The sequence below is a fragment of the Cedecea davisae genome (genome assembly GCF_044095835.1).
GTDB lineage: Bacteria > Pseudomonadota > Gammaproteobacteria > Enterobacterales > Enterobacteriaceae > Cedecea > Cedecea davisae.
The window spans coordinates 3,241,914-3,263,678 of record NZ_CP172054.1; the positions used below are offsets into that span (position 1 = coordinate 3,241,914).

Annotated in this window: 17 protein-coding genes; 8 read left to right on the plus strand and 9 right to left on the minus strand. The window is 55.6% G+C overall.

What is annotated here, in order from left to right; translation table 11 throughout:
* Window positions 1-39: 39 nt before the first annotated feature.
* From rmf to rlmKL, 6 genes are all read right to left on the minus strand, one after another.
* The gene (rmf, locus tag ACG1VR_RS15535) at window positions 40-207 is read right to left on the minus strand and encodes a ribosome modulation factor (RefSeq protein WP_008461244.1); all 168 of its coding nucleotides are present in this window, start codon (window positions 205-207) and stop codon (window positions 40-42) included.
* 259 nt (window positions 208-466) lie between these two features.
* Window positions 467-1,033: a membrane integrity-associated transporter subunit PqiC gene (pqiC, locus tag ACG1VR_RS15540; protein WP_016535659.1), complete on the minus strand. Its 567-nt coding sequence runs from the start codon at window positions 1,031-1,033 to the stop codon at window positions 467-469.
* Window positions 1,030-2,670 carry an intermembrane transport protein PqiB gene (gene pqiB, locus ACG1VR_RS15545; RefSeq protein ID WP_395489260.1) on the minus strand — a complete coding sequence of 547 codons (1,641 nt, stop codon included), beginning with the start codon at window positions 2,668-2,670 and terminating at the stop codon, window positions 1,030-1,032. Before pqiB ends, pqiC begins: the two co-directional genes overlap by 4 nt.
* Window positions 2,660-3,928, minus strand: coding sequence for a membrane integrity-associated transporter subunit PqiA (gene pqiA, locus ACG1VR_RS15550; RefSeq protein WP_395489261.1), 1,269 nt, complete (start codon window positions 3,926-3,928; stop codon window positions 2,660-2,662). Before pqiA ends, pqiB begins: the two co-directional genes overlap by 11 nt.
* Before the next feature lie 16 nt (window positions 3,929-3,944).
* Window positions 3,945-5,852, minus strand: a complete 1,908-nt coding sequence (locus tag ACG1VR_RS15555) for an ABC transporter ATP-binding protein (protein ID WP_395489262.1) — start codon at window positions 5,850-5,852, stop codon at window positions 3,945-3,947.
* A gap of 5 nt (window positions 5,853-5,857) precedes the next feature.
* Complete coding sequence (gene rlmKL / locus ACG1VR_RS15560; protein WP_395489263.1) at window positions 5,858-7,981, minus strand: bifunctional 23S rRNA (guanine(2069)-N(7))-methyltransferase RlmK/23S rRNA (guanine(2445)-N(2))-methyltransferase RlmL; 2,124 nt, start codon at window positions 7,979-7,981, stop codon at window positions 5,858-5,860.
* Window positions 7,982-8,084: 103 nt separating this feature from the next.
* On the opposite strand from rlmKL, the gene ACG1VR_RS15565 reads away from it, so the two are divergent.
* Window positions 8,085-9,200 (plus strand): YcbX family protein, encoded by a 1,116-nt coding sequence (locus ACG1VR_RS15565; RefSeq protein ID WP_395489264.1) that lies wholly within the window; start codon window positions 8,085-8,087, stop codon window positions 9,198-9,200.
* Here ACG1VR_RS15565 and zapC read toward each other — a convergent pair.
* Together zapC and pyrD are read right to left on the minus strand one after the other, a co-directional pair.
* Window positions 9,197-9,739, minus strand: coding sequence for a cell division protein ZapC (gene zapC, locus ACG1VR_RS15570; RefSeq protein WP_016535653.1), 543 nt, complete (start codon window positions 9,737-9,739; stop codon window positions 9,197-9,199). The genes ACG1VR_RS15565 and zapC overlap by 4 nt on opposite strands.
* Window positions 9,740-9,892: 153 nt before the next feature.
* Window positions 9,893-10,903 (minus strand): quinone-dependent dihydroorotate dehydrogenase, encoded by a 1,011-nt coding sequence (pyrD, locus tag ACG1VR_RS15575; RefSeq protein ID WP_395489265.1) that lies wholly within the window; start codon window positions 10,901-10,903, stop codon window positions 9,893-9,895.
* 247 nt (window positions 10,904-11,150) lie between these two features.
* Here pyrD and ssuE point away from each other — a divergent pair, with 247 nt between their 5' ends.
* Genes ssuE through ssuB form a run of 5 tightly spaced genes read left to right on the plus strand, consistent with a single transcriptional unit; the run spans window position 11,151 to window position 15,405 of the window.
* Window positions 11,151-11,726, plus strand: coding sequence for an NADPH-dependent FMN reductase (ssuE, locus tag ACG1VR_RS15580; protein ID WP_395489266.1), 576 nt, complete (start codon window positions 11,151-11,153; stop codon window positions 11,724-11,726).
* Window positions 11,719-12,696 (plus strand): sulfonate ABC transporter substrate-binding protein, encoded by a 978-nt coding sequence (locus ACG1VR_RS15585; RefSeq protein ID WP_395489267.1) that lies wholly within the window; start codon window positions 11,719-11,721, stop codon window positions 12,694-12,696. The genes ssuE and ACG1VR_RS15585 overlap by 8 nt, the downstream gene beginning before the upstream one ends.
* On the plus strand, window positions 12,693-13,838 hold the full coding sequence (gene ssuD, locus ACG1VR_RS15590; RefSeq protein ID WP_395489268.1) for an FMNH2-dependent alkanesulfonate monooxygenase: 1,146 nt from the start codon (window positions 12,693-12,695) through the stop codon (window positions 13,836-13,838). The genes ACG1VR_RS15585 and ssuD overlap by 4 nt, the downstream gene beginning before the upstream one ends.
* Window positions 13,839-13,846: 8 nt before the next feature.
* The gene (gene ssuC / locus ACG1VR_RS15595; RefSeq protein WP_395489269.1) at window positions 13,847-14,638 is read left to right on the plus strand and encodes an aliphatic sulfonate ABC transporter permease SsuC; all 792 of its coding nucleotides are present in this window, start codon (window positions 13,847-13,849) and stop codon (window positions 14,636-14,638) included.
* On the plus strand, window positions 14,635-15,405 hold the full coding sequence (gene ssuB / locus ACG1VR_RS15600) for an aliphatic sulfonates ABC transporter ATP-binding protein (RefSeq protein ID WP_395489270.1): 771 nt from the start codon (window positions 14,635-14,637) through the stop codon (window positions 15,403-15,405). Before ssuC ends, ssuB begins: the two co-directional genes overlap by 4 nt.
* A gap of 37 nt (window positions 15,406-15,442) precedes the next feature.
* Here the strand turns inward: ssuB and pepN are convergent, their stop codons facing one another.
* Window positions 15,443-18,055: an aminopeptidase N gene (gene pepN, locus ACG1VR_RS15605; RefSeq protein WP_016535645.1), complete on the minus strand. Its 2,613-nt coding sequence runs from the start codon at window positions 18,053-18,055 to the stop codon at window positions 15,443-15,445.
* A gap of 379 nt (window positions 18,056-18,434) precedes the next feature.
* On the opposite strand from pepN, the gene pncB reads away from it, so the two are divergent.
* Both pncB and asnS read left to right on the plus strand, forming a co-directional pair.
* The gene (gene pncB, locus ACG1VR_RS15610; RefSeq protein ID WP_395489271.1) at window positions 18,435-19,637 is read left to right on the plus strand and encodes a nicotinate phosphoribosyltransferase; all 1,203 of its coding nucleotides are present in this window, start codon (window positions 18,435-18,437) and stop codon (window positions 19,635-19,637) included.
* 177 nt (window positions 19,638-19,814) lie between these two features.
* Window positions 19,815-21,215, plus strand: a complete 1,401-nt coding sequence (asnS, locus tag ACG1VR_RS15615; protein WP_016535642.1) for an asparagine--tRNA ligase — start codon at window positions 19,815-19,817, stop codon at window positions 21,213-21,215.
* The last annotated feature ends 550 nt before the right edge of the window (window positions 21,216-21,765 follow it).

Sequence of the window (21,765 nt, forward strand, 5' to 3'; positions counted from 1 at the left end):
TCCGCGCTGCGGAGGTTTCTTTTTCTAAAGAGACAGTGATTACGCAGTAACCGCCCTGTCTTCCATGGCTTCTCGCCAGCCTCCCATCCAATAGGACCTCTGATTCAGAGTCTGATATGGACAAATCTCTTTTGAGCGTCCGGCGATGCCTGCTTGATAACCACGTTGATGTGCCCGTTCCAGGCGATCTCGTTTTTGTCTCTTCATGCCTCGTTTCCCTCATTACATTGTCTGGTGGAAAAGAAAACAGTGATTACAAAATGTGCAACCACAGATAAGGGATAACGTGAAATCAGCCGACCGTCAATGCGCAAAATTCACGCCAATGTCATATTCACGCGCTATTCTGATTATCTTTTCGGCAAAAAAAGAGCCTTGTGGTTTGCTAACAGGTTCACAGAAAAAGAAAAGCTGCGACCGCCTTTCGGCGAAAATCGCAGCTTTTTTGTACTATTAATTTTACCTATTAATTAAGGCGTGTGATCTGCGAAGCGATGCTTTGCGCCTCCTGCTGCCAGGCCTGCGCCAGCGTTTTCACCATCGAGTCGTAACCGTCAGCCTGCTGCTTTAGCTCAATATGGAACGGACGCTTAATTATCTCGCCCTGACGTTTCACCAGCCACTCACCGCTAACAATCACCTTCCCGTCATAGCGGCCATGGAAGCCGGTAACGTTGACGCTAAGCGCCTGCTGGTCGTTGCCCAGAGGCTGGGATGCAACCACCCAGCCCGGCAGCGCGCTGCTCAGGTTGCTGACCAGCGTATTGCGCAGCTGCTGGTCAAGCGGGCTGGCCCACAGGTTGTTGGTGGCAATAACGTACTGAACGTCGGTGGTTTGATAAACCACGCCGGTGCCGGCGAGGAAGTCAGGCACCGAGACCTGATCGACCCACAGCAAATGTGTTCCCGGCTGGCTCACCGCCTGCATTGCAGGCTGTGAAGTTTGCGGCAGTTGGTACCAGGTTTTGCCGTTATCGCTGCCGCTACAGGCGGAAAGCGTGATGACGGCTGCCAGCGTTAGCCACTTTTTCATGGTTGTGCCCTCTTCGGCTGCGGATCCTTTTTATCCTTCGCTTCAAATATCAACGAGTTGCTCTTATCGTTCAGCGTGCGTAACACCGGCTGGAGTTCGCGCAGCACCTGATCGAAGCGCTGCATATCCGCCACCATCTTGTTATAAGCCGCTGAACCCGGCTGGAAGCCCTGCATGCTGCGATTCAGCTCGCGCAGCGTTTTTTGCATATCTTCCGGCAGCTGCTGCATCGACTGGCTGGCGGTAATCTTGTTCAGATTATCCAGCGTCTGCTGTAGATGACGCATGGTGCGCTGGCTTTCGCCAAGCGTATTGGTCGCCTGCTCCAGCATCGGCGTAATCGGCAGATTGTTGATTTTATCCAGCGTTTCCAGCAGTTTTTGCTGAATTTGCGCCAGGCCACCGCTCATCGTCGGGATCACCGGATAACCGCTGACGCTCAGTATTTCACTCACCTTCTTCTCGTTCGGATAGAAGTCGAGATCGATATACAGCGCGCCGGTCACCAGGTTGCCGGTTTTCATTGAGGCACGAAGCCCGCGCTGAATCAGCGCCTTCAGGTTAGACGGGATATCCGCCTCGTTGCCCACCATATTTTTCAGGCGTTCGGGTTCAATGCGGATAAGCACCGGAATGCGGAAGTCGTCGTTCAGCTTCTGGCGCATGCTCTCGTTAAAGAACGGCACCTGAGCCACCGTGCCAAGACGAATACCGCGGAACTCAACGGGCGCGCCCGGCTGCAGGCCGCGAATCGAATCTTTAAAGAACATCAGGTAATCGATGTGGTCGGTATACAGCGAATCCTGAATACTTTTCTGATCGTCAAACAGCTTAAAGTCGGTACCCGGCTCAACCGGCTTGCCCCACTCCCAGCCTTCCGGCACGTCAAAGCTCACGCCGCCGCTGAACAGCGTAGTGAGGGAGCCCATTTCAACCCGCATCCCCTGGGAAGACATGTCCACGGCAATGCCGCTGTCTTTCCAGAACCGCACGTTGCTGGTAATAAGCTTGTCGTTGGGCGCGCCGATAAACAGCTGATAGGTAATGGCGCGTTTATTGGTGTCAAAGGTGCTGGTTTCTACCGACCCCACGCGATAACCCCGGAACAGTACCGGGTCTCCCGGCGTGAGCTGGCCGGCTTTTTTGCTGTCCAGCGTGATGCGTATGCCTTTGGCATCAGGCGGAGCCAGCGGCGGCGCATCAAGCAAGTCATAGCGCTCCGGCTGGTCGCCTTTACTGCCCGGCTGTAGCTCGATGTATGCCCCCGACAGCAGCGTCCCCAGCCCGGAGATACCTTCGCGGCCAACCTGCGGCTTCACTACCCAAAACACGGAATCGTTATGCAGCAGCTTTTCCATGCCGGAATTGAGACGCGCCTTAATTTCAACATGATGCAGGTCATCGGTCAGCTGCGCGCTTTCCACCACGCCAACATCAACGCTTCGGCTCTTGATGGTAGTCTTACCGCCTTCAATACCTTCTGCATTAGCGGTTATCAGGGTCACTTCCGGCCCCTGATGGCTATAGTGATAAAACAAGATCCAGGCGCCGATCAGCGCCGTTACGATGGGAAAGATCCAAACCGGCGACCAGTTTTTTACCTTCTGTACCTTCGCCTCGCCGCTTTTATTTTCCATGCTCGGAAGACTCCTCATCAGTTACATCGTCTGCTCGATCCCAGGACAAGCGAGGGTCAAAGGTCATCGCCGCAAACATCGTCAAAATAACCACCAAAGCAAACATTAACGCCCCTAAAGCCGGGTAGATATTCATCAGCCCGCCCATCCGCACCAGGGCGGAAAGCACGGCAATCACGAATACGTCAATCATCGACCAGCGGCCAACAAATTCCACTACTTCATAAATCAGGTGCATACGCTCGCTGTCGCGTTTTCCATGCCCCTTTGCGTCCCAGCATAACCAGGCGATGGCGATCATTTTCAGCGTCGGCACCATGATACTGGCGATAAAAATCACCAGCGCTACCGGGTAAGACCCTTCACTCCAGAGCAGGATAACCCCCGCCAGAATAGTGGACGGATATTTGCTGCCCAGCATCTCCGTTATCATTATCGGCAGTATATTCGCCGGTAGATAGAGCATGATCGAGGTTATCAGCAGCGCCAGGGTCCACTGCAGGCTGTGCCTGCGGCGCACGTGGCCGTGAGTACCGCAGCGGGGGCAAACCAGCGTGTCTGCGTCAACAATCGCCGTACAACAAGAGCAGGAGCGAAGCCCCTGCCGTATGCCCGCCACGCCCACTTTTAGCGGCTTATGCACCGGCGGCATGGGGGCAATGTCGTCCCACAGCCAGCGCCTGTCCACGCACTGAAAAGCCCGCAACTGCAAAATACAAAACAGGCACCAGGGAATAAAGCTGCTGCCAACGCCAATATCGCCGTAGGCCATCAGCTTCACGAAGCTGACCAGCACGCCCGCGAGGAATATTTCAGCCATGCCCCAGCTTTTCAGCTGGAACAGCACTCTGGCGAGGCCGCGTTTTACCCCGGAAGGCAGCTTCGCCCGGTTGACCAACAGCAGAATGGTCACCAGGCAAAAAGCCGGTACCGCCTGAACAAAGAGAAGAAAGAAGGTGCCGAGGCTGGCGTAATCTTCAGAAAACATAACGCCGGGGATTTGCATCAGCGTCACTTCGCTGCTGATGCCAGCGACCTTCATATTAATGAAGGGGAACAGGTTGGCCAGCAGCAGCATAAACAGCCCGGCCAGGGCATACGCCGTTGGCCGCTGACGCGGTAAATACCACTGCGTGACCAAGGGTGTGCCGCAGCGCGGGCAGGAGGCCTTATGACCATCCTGCAGCTCCGGCAACGCCACCAGCAAATCACATTGTCGACACAAAATATGCGAGCGATGGTGGTGTGTGGCACACATCGTAACTCTCCTTAGATTACGAACCGTTTTTCAGCGCTTCGAGATACTCCCAGCGTTCAAAGGCTTCTTCAAGCGCCTGCTCCGCTGCGGCCATGTCGGCCAGCACTTTTTGCGTGGCGTCGTGCGGCTGGTTAAAGAAATCGGCATCACCGACCTGGGCCTGCAACACGCCCAGCGCGGCCTCAAGCTCCTCAAGCCGTTGAGGCAGCTGCTCTAATTCACGCTGCAGGTTATAGCTTAGTTTGCTATTGGCACGTTTAACAGGTTCTGCTTTTTGCTGCTCGCCCTTCTCGGCTTTTGCCGCAGCCGCCTGGCGCAGCGGTTGAGCAGAGCCCTGCTGGCCCTTCGCGTCATGGTAGCCGCCAACGTAGCGCCCCACTCTGCCCTGGCCTTCAAAAATCCAGCACTCGGTGACCGTGTTATCAACAAACTGACGGTCGTGGCTAACCAGCATGACCGTGCCCTGGTAGCCGTCGATAAGCTCTTCCAGCAGTTCCAGAGTTTCGACATCCAGGTCGTTGGTCGGTTCATCGAGGATAAGCAGGTTGCTTGGTTTTAAGAACAAGCGCGCCAGCAGCAGGCGGTTACGCTCCCCGCCGGAAAGCGCACGCACCGGCGTCATGGCGCGTTTAGGGTGGAACAGGAAGTCCTGCAGGTAGCCCAGCACGTGGCGTGGCTTACCGTTAACCATCACTTCCTGCTTGCCTTCCGCCAGGTTATCCATCACGGTGCGGTCAGGATCAAGCTCGGCACGGTGCTGGTCGAAGTAGGCCACTTCCAGCTTGGTGCCGCAGTGTACTCGGCCGCTGTCGGCCTGCAGCTGGCTGAGCATCAGTTTCAGCAGGGTTGTTTTACCGCAGCCGTTTGGCCCCACCAGCGCGATTTTGTCGCCGCGCTGAACCTGGGCGGAGAAATCACGAACCAGCGTTTTACCGGCAACCTGGTAGTTAACGTCTTCCATCTCGAAGACGATTTTGCCCGAGCGGCTCGCCTCTTCAACCTGCATTTTCGCGCTGCCCAGCACTTCACGCCGTTCACCGCGTTCACGGCGCATCGCCTTCAGCGCGCGAACGCGGCCTTCGTTACGGGTACGACGGGCTTTAATACCCTGGCGGATCCACACTTCTTCCTGCGCCAGCTTGCGGTCAAACTCGGCGTTTTGTAACTCTTCCACGCGCAGCGCTTCTTCCTTCGCCAGCAGATACTGATCGTAATCGCCAGGGTAAGAGACCAGCTTGCCGCGATCCAAATCGACAATACGGGTCGCCATATTGCGGATAAAGGAACGGTCGTGGGAGATAAAGATAATGCTGCCCTGGAACTCTTTCAGGAAGCCTTCCAGCCAGTCGATAGTTTCGATATCGAGGTGGTTAGTTGGTTCGTCGAGCAGCAGCACGCGCGGAGAGCTAACCAGCGCGCGGCCCAGCGCCGCTTTACGCAGCCAGCCGCCGGAAAGCGCGGACAGTTCGGTATCCGCTTCCAGGCCAAGCTGTTCGAGCACTTCGTTAATCCGGCTGTCGAGCTGCCAGAGCCCCTGATGATCCAGGATCTCCTGAATGCGAGCCATCTCGTTAAGATTTTTGTCGCTCGGATCGGTCATCACTTTATGTGAGATGTCGTGGTAGGCCTTCAGATATTCAGCCTGCTCTTCTACACCTTCGGCCACAAAGTCATACACCGTGCCCGCAACATTACGCGGCGGGTCTTGTTGCAGACGAGCGACAATAAGATCCTGCTCGTAAACCATGCGGCCATCGTCCAGCGGCAGCTCGCGGTTGAGGATCTTCATCAGCGTTGATTTGCCCGCGCCGTTACGGCCAACCAGACAGACGCGTTCGTTTTCTTCGATGTGTAATTCTGTGTTATCTAACAGCGGCGCGTCGCTAAACGACAGCCATGCACCGTGCATACTAATTAATGACATAACTATTAATCCCGGGATTCGTGAGTAACTAACCAGCAGTTGTGGATCTGACGGTTGCGTGCAAAGTCCTGCGACTGGGTTTTTTGAGTAATTTCCTGCGCAACCATGCCAAGCTCTGCCAGCCCGGCGAAGTCCATTTTGAAGCCACGTTTGTTATTGGAGAACATGATAGTACCGCCGCGACGCAGCAGGCGCTTCAGATCTTTCATCAGCGCAATATGGTCACGCTGCACGTCGAAAGAATCTTCCATACGCTTGGAGTTCGAGAAGGTCGGCGGGTCGATAAAGATCAGATCAAACTGTTCGTCGCTATCGCGCAGCCAGCCCAGGCAATCCGCCTGAACCAGGCGATGTGCGCGGCCCGTTAAACCGTTAAGGCGCAGGTTACGCTCCGCCCATTCCAGATAGGTGCGGGACATATCAACGGTCGTTGTGCTGCGTGCGCCGCCAAGCCCGGCGTGTACCGTTGCGCTGCCGGTGTAGGCGAACAGGTTCAGGAAGTCTTTCCCTTTGCTCATCTGGCCCAGCATACGGCGGGCGATACGGTGGTCGAGGAACAGGCCGGTATCGAGGTAGTCGGTGAGGTTAACCCACAGGCGTGCGTCATATTCGCTCACCTCCATGAAATCGCCTTTCTCGTCCATTTTCTGGTACTGATTTTTCCCCTTCTGGCGTTCACGGGTTTTCAGCACCAGCCGGTTGGTTGGCAATTCCAGCACCGCGAGAGTCGCGGCAATAACGTCGAACAGGCGCTGGCGCGCTTTGTTCGGATCGATAGTTTTTGGCGGAGCATACTCCTGGACCACAACCCAGTCGCCGTATCGATCCACGGCAACGTTGTAGTCCGGCAAATCACCGTCGTACAGGCGGTAGCACTCAATCCCTTCCTGACGCGCCCACTTGTCCAGCTTCTTAACGTTCTTGCGCAGGCGGTTGGCGTAGTCTTCGGCAATCTGGCCGCCGCCCGCCGCCGTACCCGCCGGGTTAGCCGCCAGCTGATAGTTTTTCTGTACGCAATCCAGCGGGCCGTTTTTCGCTTTGAACTGGCGGTCAGCACGCAGCTGAAGGCAGCTTAACAGCTCCGGCGAGGCGCTAAACAGGGACAGGTTCCAGCCGCCAAACTGGGTTTTCATATGGCGACCAAGCAGGCTGTGCAGCGCAATCAGAGCCGGTTCACTTTCCAGACGCTCGCCGTAAGGAGGGTTACTGACAACCGTACCCACCGGGCCTTCCGGCAGCGGGTTGCTGAGCTTCGCCACGTCTTTTACGTCAAAAGTAATAATATCGGCAAGGCCTGCACGACGGGCGTTAGCCCTGGCACGTTCAATCACGCGGCTGTCGTTATCCGAACCATAGAAGCGGGACTGATATTCGCTCAGGCCGCGGCGAGCGCGAACCTGCGCTTCGGTCACCACCTCTTTCCACACGTCCACTTCATGTTTTGCCCAGCCGAGGAAACCCCAGCGTTTGCGGTGCAGGCCCGGGGCGCGATCGGTGGCGATCATAGCGCCTTCGATCAGCAGCGTGCCGGAGCCGCACATCGGATCGAGCAGTGGAGTACCCGGCTGCCAGCCGGAGCGCATCACGATGGCCGACGCGAGGGTTTCTTTGATTGGCGCAGCGCCGGTAGCGTCACGGTAGCCGCGCTGGTGCAGACCTTCGCCGCTGAGATCCAGCGCAATACTGGCGGTTTCTTTATTAAGCCAGACGTTAATACGCAGGTCTGGCTGCTCGCGGTCAACATCAGGGCGCGGCAGATTTTTGCGGGTAAAGGAGTCAACAATTGCATCCTTAACCTTGAGCGCGCCGTACTGGCTGTTGCGAATGGTGTCGTTCAGGCCGCTAAAGTGAACGGCAAAGGTCGCGTTTGGCCCAAACAGCGCCGGCCAGTCAATCGCCATTACGCCGAGGTAAAGGTCGAGATCGCTGTAGACTTTGCACTCGCTAAGCGGCAGCAGAATACGCGAAGCCAGACGGCTCCACATCAGGCTTTGATAGAGTAGACGAGTATCCCCCTGGTAATGTACGCCGCCCTGAACCACCTGGCAGCCCTGGGCGCCAAGATTTTCCAGTTCAGTTTTTAACAGCTCTTCAAGCCCACGCGCCGTACTGGCAAACAGAGAATTCATATCGTCACTTATCAGGTAAAAAGAAAATTGTGGCGCATTATAGCTAATCCGGCACGCATGTCATAAAGTTGCCCCTCTTAATTTACTTCCCACGGAGGGCGCCGTGATTACTTTGTCTCAACTCTTTATTCATCCGGTAAAATCAATGCGCGGAATGGCGCTCTCCCACGCGAATGCAACCGCCACCGGCCTGGCATTCGACCGCATTTTTATGCTTACCGAACTTGATGGCACCTTTATTACAGCCCGCCAGCATCCGCAGATGGTGCTGTTCACTCCCGCGTTTACCCACGACGGCCTTTATCTGTCAGCGCCGGACGGCAGCTCGGCCAGTATACGCTTCGCCGATTTCTCTGCGGAGCCTGCGGCAACCGAAGTTTGGGGAACTCATTTTACCGCGCTTATCGCCCCCGATGAGATTAACCAGTGGCTGAGCGGCTTTTTCTCGCGCCAGGTTCAGCTGCGCTGGGTTGGGGAGTCGCCAACTCGCCGGGTCAAACGCCATGAAGAGGTTCCGCTGTCGTTTGCCGACGGTTTTCCGTATCTGCTGACCAACGAAGCTTCGCTGCGGGATTTGCAAAACCGCTGCCCTGCCAGCGTACAAATGATCCAGTTCCGCCCTAACCTGGTAGTGACCGGCGCACCGGCATGGGCCGAGGATACCTGGAAAGTGGTGCGCATCGGCGGCGTCACCTTCGACGTTATCAGGCCCTGCAGCCGCTGTATCTTTACCACCGTTAGCCCGGAGCGTGGCCGCAAACACCCAAGCGGCGAACCGCTGAAAACCCTGCAAAACTTCCGCACCGCGCAGGATAACAGCGGCGCGGTAGATTTTGGCCAGAATTTAATTGCCCGCAATAGCGGTATCGTGCGCGTGGGCGACGAGCTGGAAGTACTCGCCAATAAACCTGCTAACGTTTATGGTCCGGGCGAAGTTGTCGAAAACCTTGAGCCGGTGAGCCAGCCAGAAAGCAGCGTCACCATTGACTGGGCCGGGCAAAGCTTCCAGGGGAATAATCAGCAAATCCTGCTGGAACAGCTCGAAGGCCAGGGTATTCGCGTGCCTTATTCCTGCCGGGCCGGGATCTGCGGCAGCTGCCGCATTCGTCTGGTGGACGGCGAAGTAAAAGCTTTAAAGAAAGGATCGATCGGCACAGACGGTACGATCCTGTGCTGTAGCTGCGTACCTGCGGGGAATGTTAGCGTAGCGCCGCGTTAAACGGCCTGATCGAGGCTGAGGTTACCTGAGATCGGCTGCGGCCTGAGCCGATCGTTCATCACTTTGATCGCATCGCCCAACTGCATCGTACGCCCCGCCAGTATTAATCCTGGCTGCGCAAGCAGGCAAAGCGCGGCGTTATCGCCGGTTTCAACCACCAGCAGATTCACCTGCTGCATATCTTCGCTAATCCAGACGCAGGCGCCGTCGCCCGTCATCGGCTGCCAGCATTCGCCGTGGGAGACAAAGTGCCAGCTTTTTGGCATTTGCGGTTTCAGGAAACGGATCGCTACCAGCGCGTTCAGCACCAGTTCGGCGCGTTGTTCATTCTCCAGCGCTAAATCACGACATTTTTCTTCAAACGAGAAATAAAGCGCCGCATCGTCAACACAAAACCCTGTGTTTTCAAAGGCATCGGGAGTCAACATTTTACGAGGGAAACGCGAACGGAACAGCATTCCATTGGCCAAATCGAGCATCATTCGATCGTGCTCTTCATCGAAATACCAACGCCAATTATCGTCCGGTTTTATCCGCATATTGCTTACCCTTCATTTATCCCGCATCTGAATTGCCACTCAAATTCTCACCATATTAATAAAAGACCAATATGTTTAAATTAGCAACAGTAGCGGAATATAAAACAACCAGAGCCGAAAATAAAGCCCTGGTTGTTTGCAAAAGGTAAATGCTTAGAGGTGGGTAACGATTTCTTTAATCAGCGGTGGGCCTTTAAAAATGAACCCGGAGTATATTTGCACCAGCGTCGCACCGGCGGCAATCTTCTCACGAGCGGCAATCACTGAATCAATACCGCCGACGCCGATAATAGGTAACCGGCCATTTAATTCCTGCGCCAGCATACGAATAATTTCGGTACTTTTTAACTGTACCGGACGCCCGCTTAAACCACCGGTTTCGTCGCAATGTTTCATGCCCTGAACAAGGCTACGATCCAAAGTAGTATTGGTCGCAATGACCCCATCAATATTATGGCGAACTAAACTATCTGCCACCTGGATCAATTCTTCTACAGAAAGATCCGGGGCGATCTTCACCGCCACTGGAACATATTTATGATGGATCGCTTGCAGCTCCTGCTGCTTATTTTTGATGGCGCTTAAAAGACTGTCCAGCGCTTCACCATATTGCAGAGTGCGTAATCCTGGAGTGTTCGGCGAAGAAATATTAATCGCTATATAACCCGCATACGGATAAATCTTATCCATACAGGTCAGATAATCATCTGCTCCCTGCTCAACCGGCGTGTCTTTATTCTTGCCAATATTAATCCCGAGGATGCCGTCGAAATGCGCTTTTTTTACATTTTCGACCAGGTTATCCACCCCGAGATTATTAAAGCCCATGCGGTTAATCAGCCCTTCTGCCTCTACCAGGCGGAAAATACGCGGCTTGTCATTCCCCGGCTGAGGGCGCGGCGTTACGGTGCCTATCTCGATAGAGCCAAAGCCCATGGCGCCAAAAGCGTCGATGCATTCGCCATTTTTGTCCAGACCTGCGGCCAGACCCAGCGGGTTCTTAAAGGTTAACCCCATGCAGCTGACGGGTTTTGACGGCACGTTCTGGCGAACCAGATGTTCGAAGGGCGTGCCGGATACGCGACGTAATTGCTGAAAAGTGAACTCATGGGCGCGCTCTGGATCGAGCTGAAAAAGGGCTTTACGAACGAAGGGGTAGTACATGAACTCTCCTGGATTCCCGGTGTGCAGACCGGGGCGCTATTATTCACCATCCGGGCAGGGATTGGAATTGACCTGCGGCAAAAAAGCCTGAATAGAGGCAAACGTTTTCTTTCCTCCCTTGCGATATGCGCTTTTTTGCAAATCTATCCCGGAAAAATCACTTAGTGGAATAAAACGGCTCTGCGACTATCAAGCTAATTGTTATCAATGTTAGATAAAAACGAACAATTAGTTATAAGGAGTCGTGATGCGTGTAATTACCCTGGCCGGCAGCCCCCGCTATCCGTCCCGTTCCAGCTCGCTGCTGGAATATGCTCGGGAGAAACTGAGCGCCCTCGATGTCGAGGTTTACCACTGGCATCTGCAAAACTTCTCCCCCGAGGACCTGCTCTACGCCCGGTTTGATAGCCCGGCCCTGCTGGCGCTTATCGAACAGCTCAGCACCGCCGACGGACTGATCATTGCCACTCCCGTCTATAAAGCTTCATTTTCCGGCGCCCTGAAAACGCTGCTCGACCTGCTACCGGAGCGCGCGCTCGAGAAAAAAGTCGTGCTTCCTTTGGCTACGGGCGGCACCGTCGCCCATATGCTGGCGGTGGACTACGCCCTCAAGCCGGTGCTTAACGCGCTCAAAGCCCAGGAAATTCTGCACGGCGTGTTTGCCGACGACGGCCAGGTAACCGACTACCAGCATAAGCCGCAGTTTACGGCGAACCTGCAAAAACGCCTCGACGATTCGCTGGAGACCTTCTGGCAGGCGCTTCATCGCCGCGATATTGCCGTCCCTTCCCCTTTCAGCCGCCTGGGGGTGACCCATGTTTAATTCACTGAAACGCCGCTCCCCGTGGCTGCTCTTTGCAGGCATGATCGCGTTTTCCGCCTATAGCAACGCGGCAGAGAGCGGCCCGGAGCAACTGCGCATCGGCTATCAGAAAGGCTCGGTCAGCATGGTGCTGGCAAAAAGCCACCAGCTGCTGGAGCAACGTTACCCTAATACAAAAGTCTCCTGGGTCGAGTTTCCCGCCGGGCCGCAAATGCTTGAGGCGCTTAACGTCGGCAGCATTGATCTAGGCAGCACCGGCGATATTCCGCCGATCTTCGCCCAGGCCGCCGGAGCGGATCTGGTTTATGTCGGTTCCGAGCCGCCAAAGCCTCAAGCCGAGGTCATTCTGGTGCCGGAAAACAGCCCGCTAAAAAGCGTTGCCGACCTGAAGGGGCACAAGGTTGCCTTCCAGAAAGGCTCCAGCTCTCATAACCTGGTGCTGCGGGCGTTGCAGCAGGCAGGGTTGAAATTTTCAGATATCCAGCCCGCTTACCTCACCCCCGCCGATGCCAGAGCCGCGTTTCAGCAGGGTAATGTAGACGCCTGGGCCATCTGGGACCCGTATTACTCGGCCGCGCTGCTGAACGGCGGCGTTCGCGTGCTGGCGGACGGCAGTAAGCTTAATCAAACCGGATCTTTCTACCTTGCAGCCCGCCCCTATGCCGAAGCGAACGGCGCCTTCCTTCAACAGGTACTGAAAGCCTTTAGCGATGCCGACGAGCTGACCCGTACTCGGCGCGCCGAAAGCGTCACGCTGCTGGCAAAAACCATGGGGCTGCCGGAAGCGGTCATTAGCAGTTATTTAGATCACCGCCCTCCTTCAGCCATTACCCCGGTAAATGAAGACACCGCTGCAAAACAGCAAAATACCGCCGACCTGTTTTACGACAACCGCCTGGTGCCAAAGAAAGTCGATATCCGCACCCGAGTCTGGCAGCCCGCCGCGACGACACAAGGAGCTAAATCATGAGTCTTAATCTGTTCTGGTTTCTGCCGACCCACGGCGACGGTCACTATTTGGGCAGTAATGAAGGCGCACGCCCGGTGGATCACGCTTATTTGCAGCAAATCGCCCAGGCCGCCGACAGGCTTGGCTTTACCGGCGTTTTGATCCCCACAGGGCGTTCCTGTGAGGATGCCTGGCTGGTCGCGGCTTCGATGATCCCGGTTACCCAGCGCCTCAAGTTTCTGGTGGCGCTGCGCCCGAGCGTAGTCTCTCCCACCCTTGCAGCCCGCCAGGCGGCTACGCTGGATCGCCTTTCTAACGGGCGAGCGCTGTTTAACCTGGTCACGGGCGGCGATGCCGAAGAGCTGGAAGGCGAAGGTGTGTTCCTCAATCATGAAGAGCGCTATGAAGCTTCGGCGGAATTTACCCGCATCTGGCGTCGCGTGCTGGAAGGTGAAACCGTCGACTACGAAGGAAAACATATCAAGGTTAAGGGCGCGAAGCTGCTCTACCCTCCGGTGCAGCAGCCCCGCCCGCCGCTTTATTTTGGCGGCTCTTCGGACGCGGCTCAGGATCTGGCCGCCGAGCAGGTTGATCTCTATTTGACCTGGGGCGAACCGCCGCATCTGGTGAAAGAAAAAATTGAACAGGTACGCGCTAAAGCGGCCGCACAGGGCCGACAGGTACGTTTCGGCATTCGTCTGCATGTTATTGTCCGCGAAACAACACAAGAGGCATGGCAGGCGGCCAATCGCCTGATTTCCCATCTCGATGACCTGACGATTGCCAAAGCCCAGGCCGCATTTGCCCGCAGCGATTCGGTAGGCCAGCACCGCATGGCTGCCCTGCACGGAGGCAAACGTGACAGGCTGGAAATAAGCCCAAATCTTTGGGCTGGAGTCGGGCTGGTTCGCGGCGGTGCCGGTACGGCGCTGGTTGGCGACGGGCCAACGGTTGCCGCCCGTATTAATGAATATGCAGAGCTGGGCATCGACAGCTTTATCCTCTCCGGCTACCCGCATCTGGAAGAAGTCTACCGGGCCGGAGAGCTGCTGTTTCCGCATCTCGATGTTGCTATCCCTGAAATCCCACAGCCCCGCCAGGTGCTGGAAAAAGGCGAAGTCGTCGCTAACGATTTTATTCCGCGTAAAGTGGCGCAAAGCTAGGGGGAAAGATGAAAGCATCTACTCGCAAACTGCTGCTGCGCCTCGCACCGTGGGGCTTGCCGATAACCATAGTCGTCCTCTGGCAGTTAGCCTCTTCCGTCGGCTGGCTTTCTACCCGCATTTTGCCCTCCCCGGAGGGCGTGGTGCAGGCGTTCTGGAGCCTCTCAGCCAGCGGCGAGCTGTGGCAACATCTGGCGATCAGCTCCTGGCGTGCGCTGGTAGGCTTTAGCATCGGCGGTTCGCTGGGGCTGGCTCTCGGCCTGATAAGCGGGCTTTCGCGCTGGGGCGAGCGCCTGCTGGATAGCTCGATTCAGATGCTGCGTAACGTCCCTCATCTGGCGCTGATCCCGCTGGTTATCCTCTGGTTCGGCATCGATGAGAGCGCAAAGATTTTCCTCGTGGCGCTGGGTACGCTGTTCCCGATTTATATCAACACCTGGCACGGCATCCGTAATATTGACCGCGGGCTGCTGGAAATGGCGCGCAGCTATGGCCTGTCGGGCTTTAGCCTGTTTATTCACGTCATCCTGCCCGGCGCTTTGCCGTCGATTATGGTGGGCGTGCGTTTTGCGCTCGGGCTGATGTGGCTGACGCTGATTGTCGCAGAAACTATCTCCGCTAACTCAGGGATTGGCTATCTGGCGATGAACGCCCGGGAATTCCTGCAAACCGACGTTGTTGTCGTCGCCATTATTCTTTACGCCCTGCTCGGCAAGCTCGCCGATATTAGCGCCCAGCTGCTGGAACGTGCCTGGCTGCGCTGGCATCCGGCTTATCAATTAAAGGAGGAAACGGCATGAGTACTGCTCGTTTAAACCAGGGTACGCCGCTGCTGCTTAGCAATGTGAGTAAAAGTTACGGCGATAAAACCATACTCAACCAGCTGGAACTGCGAATACCGGCCGGGCAGTTCGTGGCGGTAGTCGGGCGCAGCGGCGGGGGGAAAAGCACCCTCCTGCGCCTGCTTGCCGGGCTGGAGAAGCCCGGCGGCGGTTCGCTGCTGGCCGGTAACGCGCCGCTGCGCGACAGCCAGGACGATACGCGCCTGATGTTTCAGGACGACAGGCTGCTGCCGTGGAAAACGGTTATCGATAATGTCGGGCTCGGGCTTAAAGGCAGCTGGCGTGACGCAGCGCTTGATGCTCTGGCCGCAGTGGGCCTTGAAAACCGAGCCTCCGAGTGGCCCGCAGCGCTTTCAGGCGGGCAAAAACAGCGCGTCGCCCTGGCACGCGCGCTAATCCACCGCCCCCGCCTGCTGCTGCTCGATGAGCCGCTCGGCGCGCTGGATGCGTTAACCCGCATTGAAATGCAGGAGCTGATCGTCTCCCTTTGGCAAGAGCACGGCTTTACCGTTCTGCTGGTTACCCACGATGTTAGCGAGGCGGTGGCAATGGCAGACCGGGTGCTGCTGATAGAAGAAGGCAAGATTGGTTTAGATTTGACGGTAGATTTACCGCGCCCACGACGGCTGGGGTCGGTGAAGCTTGCCGAACTTGAGGCCGAGGTACTGGCAAGAGTGATGAAGCGAAGTACGGAAGAACCGGTACGCGCGGTGCGCACCGGCTAAGTTTATACCCTCACCCGGGAAGGGTGAGGGGCAAAGATTAAGCCAGCGCTTTAGCTATCTTCTCGAACAGATCCCCGGAGAGGTTCTCCAGCCCTTTCAGATGTTCCAGCGCCGCACGCATCTTGCTCTGACGTTCGGCATCGTAACGCTTCAGGCGAATCAACGGCTCAACCAGGCGCGAGGCAATTTGCGGGTTACGGCTGTTCAGCTCGGTGAGCATTTCCACCATAAACTGATAACCGCTGCCGTCTTTGGCGTGGAACGCCGCCGGATTGCTGGCCGCAAAGGCACCAATCAGGGAGCGCACGCGGTTTGGGTTGCCCAGGCTGAACGAGCGATGATTCAGCAGCTCGCGAACCTTGCTCAACGTATTGCTCGCCGGGCTGGTCGCCTGCAACACAAACCATTTGTCCATCACCAGGCCATCTTTGTGCCACTTCTCATCATAGTGAGCCAGAAGCTCGTCGCGGCACGGCAGCTGAGCGGCCACGGCGGCGGACAGCGCGGCGATGGAATCGGTCATGTTATCCGCCTGCTGGTACTGCTCACGCACCAGCTGTTCTGCCAGTTCAGCATCACCAAATGCCAGGTAGCGCAGGCAGGTATTACGCAGCGCGCGCTTGCCGATATCGCCGTGATCAACGCGATAGCTCTCCAGCTTGTTGGCGTTGTAAATGGCGAGGAATTCGTCCGCCAGCTCCGACGCCAGCGTGCGGGTCAGCGCGCCGTGAACTTCCGCAATCGCCAGCGGGTCGATGGTCTGGAACAGCTCGGCAATTTCGTTCTGCGAAGGCAGAGTCAGGATCTCAGCGGCCAGCGCCGGGTCGATTTTCTCATCCAGCAGAATGGCGCGGAAGGCGTCCGCTACATGCAGCGGCAGCGAAAGCGGCTGGCCCTGCTGGCTGCGGTTAACGTTAATCTTGATATAGGTCGCGAGCAGGCTCTGCGCCGCATCCCAACGAGAAAAATCGTTACGCGCGTGGCGCATCAGGAATGTCAGCTGCTGGTCGCTCCATTTGTACTCAAGCTTCACCGGCGCAGAGAATTCGCGCAGCAGAGAAGGTACAGGCTGGAAGTAAACGTTATCGAAGACGAAGGTCTGCTCGGCCTGGGTCACGTTCAGCACATGATGTACCGGGTGGCCATCCTTTTGTAGCGGAATAACCTTGCCTTCGTTGTCGTACAGCTCGATATCAAACGGAATGTGCAGCGGATGTTTTTCCTGCTGTTCCGCGGTCGGCGGCGTCATCTGGCTGATGGTAAGCGTGTACTGCTCGGTTTCCGGATTGTAGTCGTCGCGAACCGTTACCACCGGCGTACCCGCCTGGCTATACCAGAGGCGGAAGTGCGACAGGTCAACGTTGGAAGCATCTTCCATCGCCTGCACGAAGTCATCGCAAGTTGCTGCGCTGCCGTCGTGGCGTTCGAAGTAGAGCTGCATCCCTTTCTGGAAGTTCTCTTCGCCGAGCAGAGTGTGGAGCATACGAATCACTTCGGAACCTTTTTCATACACCGTCAGGGTGTAGAAGTTATTCATCTCAATAACTTTGTCCGGGCGAATCGGGTGCGCCATCGGGCTGGCGTCTTCGGCGAACTGCATCGCGCGCATGGTGCGCACGTTCTGGATGCGGTTTACCGCACGGGAGCCGAGGTCAGAGCTGAACTCCTGGTCACGGAATACCGTCAGGCCTTCTTTCAGGCTGAGCTGGAACCAGTCGCGGCAGGTCACGCGGTTGCCGGTCCAGTTATGGAAATATTCATGGCCGATAACGCGCTCGATATCGAGGTAATCTTTATCGGTTGCGGTTTCAGCGCGGGCCAGGACGTATTTAGAGTTGAAAATATTCAGCCCTTTATTTTCCATTGCGCCCATATTAAAGAAGTCGACGGCGACAATCATATAGATGTCGAGGTCGTATTCGAGGCCAAAACGGGTTTCATCCCATTTCATCGAGGCTTTCAGGGAGGTCATCGCCCAGTCGGCACGATCGAGATTGCCGCGGTCCACGAACAGCTCCAGCGCAACATCACGGCCTGAACGGGTTTTAAAGCTATCGCGCAGCACGTCGAAATCGCCTGCGACCAGGGCAAACAGATAGCAAGGTTTTGGGAACGGATCCTGCCACTGCACCCAGTGACGGCCATTCTCCAGTTCGCCTTCGGCAATGCGGTTGCCGTTGGCCAGCAGATAAGGGTATTTGCTCTTATCGGCAATCACTTTCGTGGTAAAGCGCGCCAGCACGTCCGGGCGGTCGAGATACCAGGTAATATGGTGGAAACCTTCGGCTTCACACTGGGTACACAGCGCCTCGCCGGACTGATACAGCCCTTCCAGCGCGGTATTGCTCGCCGGGCTAATTTCGTTAACGATGGTCAGCGTAAAGCTGTCCGGCAGCTGTTCCAGAATCAGGGCGCCCTCTTCCTGACGATAATGCTGCCAGGCGGTGCCGTTTACGTCGATAGAAATAAGGGTAAGGTCTTCCCCGTCCAGATGAAGCGGCGCATCGGCAGCGCCCTGGCGGGTAATTTTACTGATGGCGGTGACCCGAGTTTTTTCGGCATCCAGGTCAAAGGTCAAATCGATATCGGTTATCGTATAATCCGCTGCACGGTAGTCGTGGCGGTATTTGGCTTGTGGCTGTTGTGTCATAAAAAACCTTATACATCGTCCGTAAGATAACGAGCTTCAGTCTATTCCTGTTGCCGGAATGTTGCCACGCAGAATCTTCATCTTTCGCATGTGATGCAAAAAAATATTAGCGGCGCAAGGACTGTCTCCTCCGGCTTAATGGCGCAGGTAAAGACGGCGCTGATCCTGTTGCCGCACATTTTGTTTAGTACCCTAAACATCAGGTGATTCAAGGCATTGTACCCGGCTTTTGGCCTATGCGGCACAAATTGCCATCCCCCCTTCCCCTGCCATATGTTGTGATCCTGCTTCAATAAACAGATAATCAGGGTATACTCCCGCGTCTTTATTTGCCCGGACCTGATGGAAACGCTCCTGTGAGAGGATGCTGAAACGCGCCATGACACGACACGCTTCCCCGATTTTGCAAACGCTGCTGGATACTGATGCCTATAAGCTTCATATGCAGCAAGCTGTTTTTCACCGCTATTACGACGTTGACGTCGCGGCGGAATTCCGCTGCCGCGGTGACGATCTGCTGGGCATTCATGCTGACGCTATTCGTGACCAGGTGGCTGCTATGCAGCATCTGCGCCTCAGTGACGAAGAGTTTCACTGGCTAAAAAGCCTGCCCTTTTTTAAGGCCGACTATCTCGACTGGCTGCGCAACTTCCGTTACGACCCTTCCCAGGTTCAGGTGACCAATAATAATGGCCACTTAGATATCCGCCTGAGCGGGCCGTGGCGAGAAGTGATTATGTGGGAGGTTCCGCTGCTGGCGGTGATTAGCGAAGTTGTTCATCAACATCGCGCGCCCGGCGTCACGCCGCAAATGGCGCTCGATCATCTTGAGAGCAAGCTCAGCGAATTCAATACTCTGACTTCCGGGCTGGATCTTTCCCGCTTCCGCCTGATGGACTTCGGCACTCGCCGCCGCTTCTCCCGTGAAGTGCAGCAGGCCATCGTCGAACGCCTGAAGCAGGAGCCGTGGTTTATCGGCACCAGCAATTACGATCTTGCCCGCCGTCTGGATCTCACACCGATGGGCACTCAGGCCCACGAATGGTTCCAGGCCCATCAGCAAATTAGCCCGGTGCTGGCCAATAGCCAGCGGGCGGCGCTGCAGGCGTGGCTTGATGAATATCCGGACCAACTGGGCATCGCGCTTACCGACTGCATCACCATGGATGCCTTCCTGCGCGATTTCGGTCACGAGTTTGCCACCCGCTATCAGGGACTGCGCCACGACTCCGGCGACCCGGTAGAATGGGGCGAGAAAGCTATCGCTCACTATATGAAGCTGGGGATCGACCCGCTCAGCAAAGTGCTGGTGTTTTCCGACAACCTGGATTTAAACAAGGCGGTGGAGCTGTATCGCCACTTCTCCGCACGGGTTAATCTGAGCTTCGGCATCGGCACCCGCCTTACCTGCGATATTCCTCAGGTTAAGCCGCTGAACATCGTGATTAAGCTGGTGGAGTGCAACGGCAAACCGGTTGCCAAGCTTTCCGACAGCCCAGGCAAAACCATCTGCCATGATAAAGCCTTCGTGCGCGCCCTGCGCAAAGCGTTTGATTTGCCGCTGGTCAAAAAAGCCAGCTGATTCAGAGATAACAGGCGAAGAGTGAACCGACTCTTCGCCGCTTTCCTTCCTTTCCTTTATTTCTTCGTAAGCAACGCGAATTCTGCTTGTCTGATGGCGCGTGACAGGTAACATAGATAACCCCCCTATATGGGTTACTATTTTTTTTGTCATTGACCATTTAATAGAGAGAAAACTATGAGCGTTGTGCCTGTAGCCGACGTACTCCAGGGCCGTGCCGCCGTTGACAGCGAAGTCACCGTGCGCGGATGGGTGCGTACTCGAAGAGATTCAAAAGCTGGTATCTCCTTCCTCGCCGTCTATGACGGTTCCTGCTTCTCTCCAGTACAGGCCGTCATTAATAATTCTCTGCCCAATTACAATGAAGACGTTCTGCGCCTGACCACCGGCTGCTCGGTCGTTGTCACCGGTAAAGTGGTTGAGTCTCAGGGCCAGGGCCAGGCGTTTGAAATACAGGCCAGCAAAGTTGAAGTGACCGGCTGGGTTGACGATCCGGATACTTATCCGATGGCGGCAAAACGCCACAGCATCGAATACCTGCGCGAAGTGGCTCACCTGCGCCCGCGCACCAATATGATCGGCGCGGTTGCTCGCGTTCGCCACACTCTGGCTCAGGCGCTGCACCGTTTCTTCCATGAAAACGGCTACTTCTGGGTGTCTACTCCGCTGATCACCGCTTCCGACACCGAAGGCGCGGGCGAAATGTTCCGCGTTTCTACGCTGGATCTGGAAAACCTGCCGCGCACCGCCGAAGGCAAAGTGGACTTCGATAAAGACTTCTTCGGTAAAGAAGCGTTCCTGACCGTATCCGGCCAGCTGAACGGCGAAACCTACGCCTGTGCGTTATCCAAAATTTACACCTTTGGCCCAACTTTCCGTGCGGAAAACTCCAACACCAGCCGCCACCTGGCTGAGTTCTGGATGCTGGAACCGGAAGTTGCATTTGCCGATTTGAATGACGTAGCGGGCCTGGCGGAAGCCATGCTGAAGTATGTCTTCAAAGCGGTGCTGGAAGAGCGTATGGACGACATGCAGTTCTTCGCCGAGCGCGTAGATAAGGAAGCGATTGAACGCCTGGAGCGTTTCATTTCCGCAGACTTCGCACAGGTGGATTACACCGACGCGGTTGAAATCCTGCTGAACTGCGGCCAGAAGTTCGAAAATCCGGTTTACTGGGGCGTCGATCTCTCGTCCGAGCATGAGCGTTACCTGGCCGAACAGCACTTCAAGGCACCGGTAGTTGTGAAAAACTATCCGAAGGACATCAAGGCCTTCTATATGCGCCTTAACGAAGACGGGAAAACCGTCGCCGCGATGGACGTTCTGGCACCTGGCATCGGTGAAATCATCGGTGGCTCCCAGCGTGAAGAACGCCTGGACGTGCTGGACGCGCGCATGGCTGAAATGGGCCTGAACAAAGAAGATTATTCGTGGTACCGCGATCTGCGCCGCTACGGCACCGTACCGCACTCCGGCTTCGGCCTCGGCTTCGAACGCCTGATTGCCTACGTTACCGGCGTGCAGAACGTAAGAGACGTGATTCCATTCCCACGTACTCCACGTAACGCAAGCTTCTAAGTTCTGACTGTTACTAAAGGCCAGCAGCAGCTGGCCTTTTTTGTGCCCCACCACAAAGAGTATTTTTTCTTCAACGATTCTTAAACAAACGTCAATTTCAACCCCATCCTCTCGCCAGCAAGTTACCAACTGTTTCCACATCACAATTATTCACAAAATTGTTGCTCCAATGCTCTGGATATGCTTGCCATCTGGATGGCTTAGCACAATTGTCTATTTTATGCTCAGACATCTGGATGTCCAAAAATAAGTCAAAAAACGTACAGTTATAAATCGATTTTTGCGCTTATTTTGCTTTATGCGGATTAAACATAAGTAATTCATATATATATGTTTAGAAAACCCGCATTGCCGGGTTGCAAACAGCGAAATTTGAAATGGTTCACAAAGTTCCCTCAAATACACAAAATGTTACACATATTTTCTTTTTGAAACTCAATGTGCGCATTTGTAGCACTTTCAGGCTAGCGAAACGGTTTCATGGATGGAAAGATGCCAGACAGATACAGAAAGACACCAAACTATCATCAATAGTTCCGTAAAGAATTAT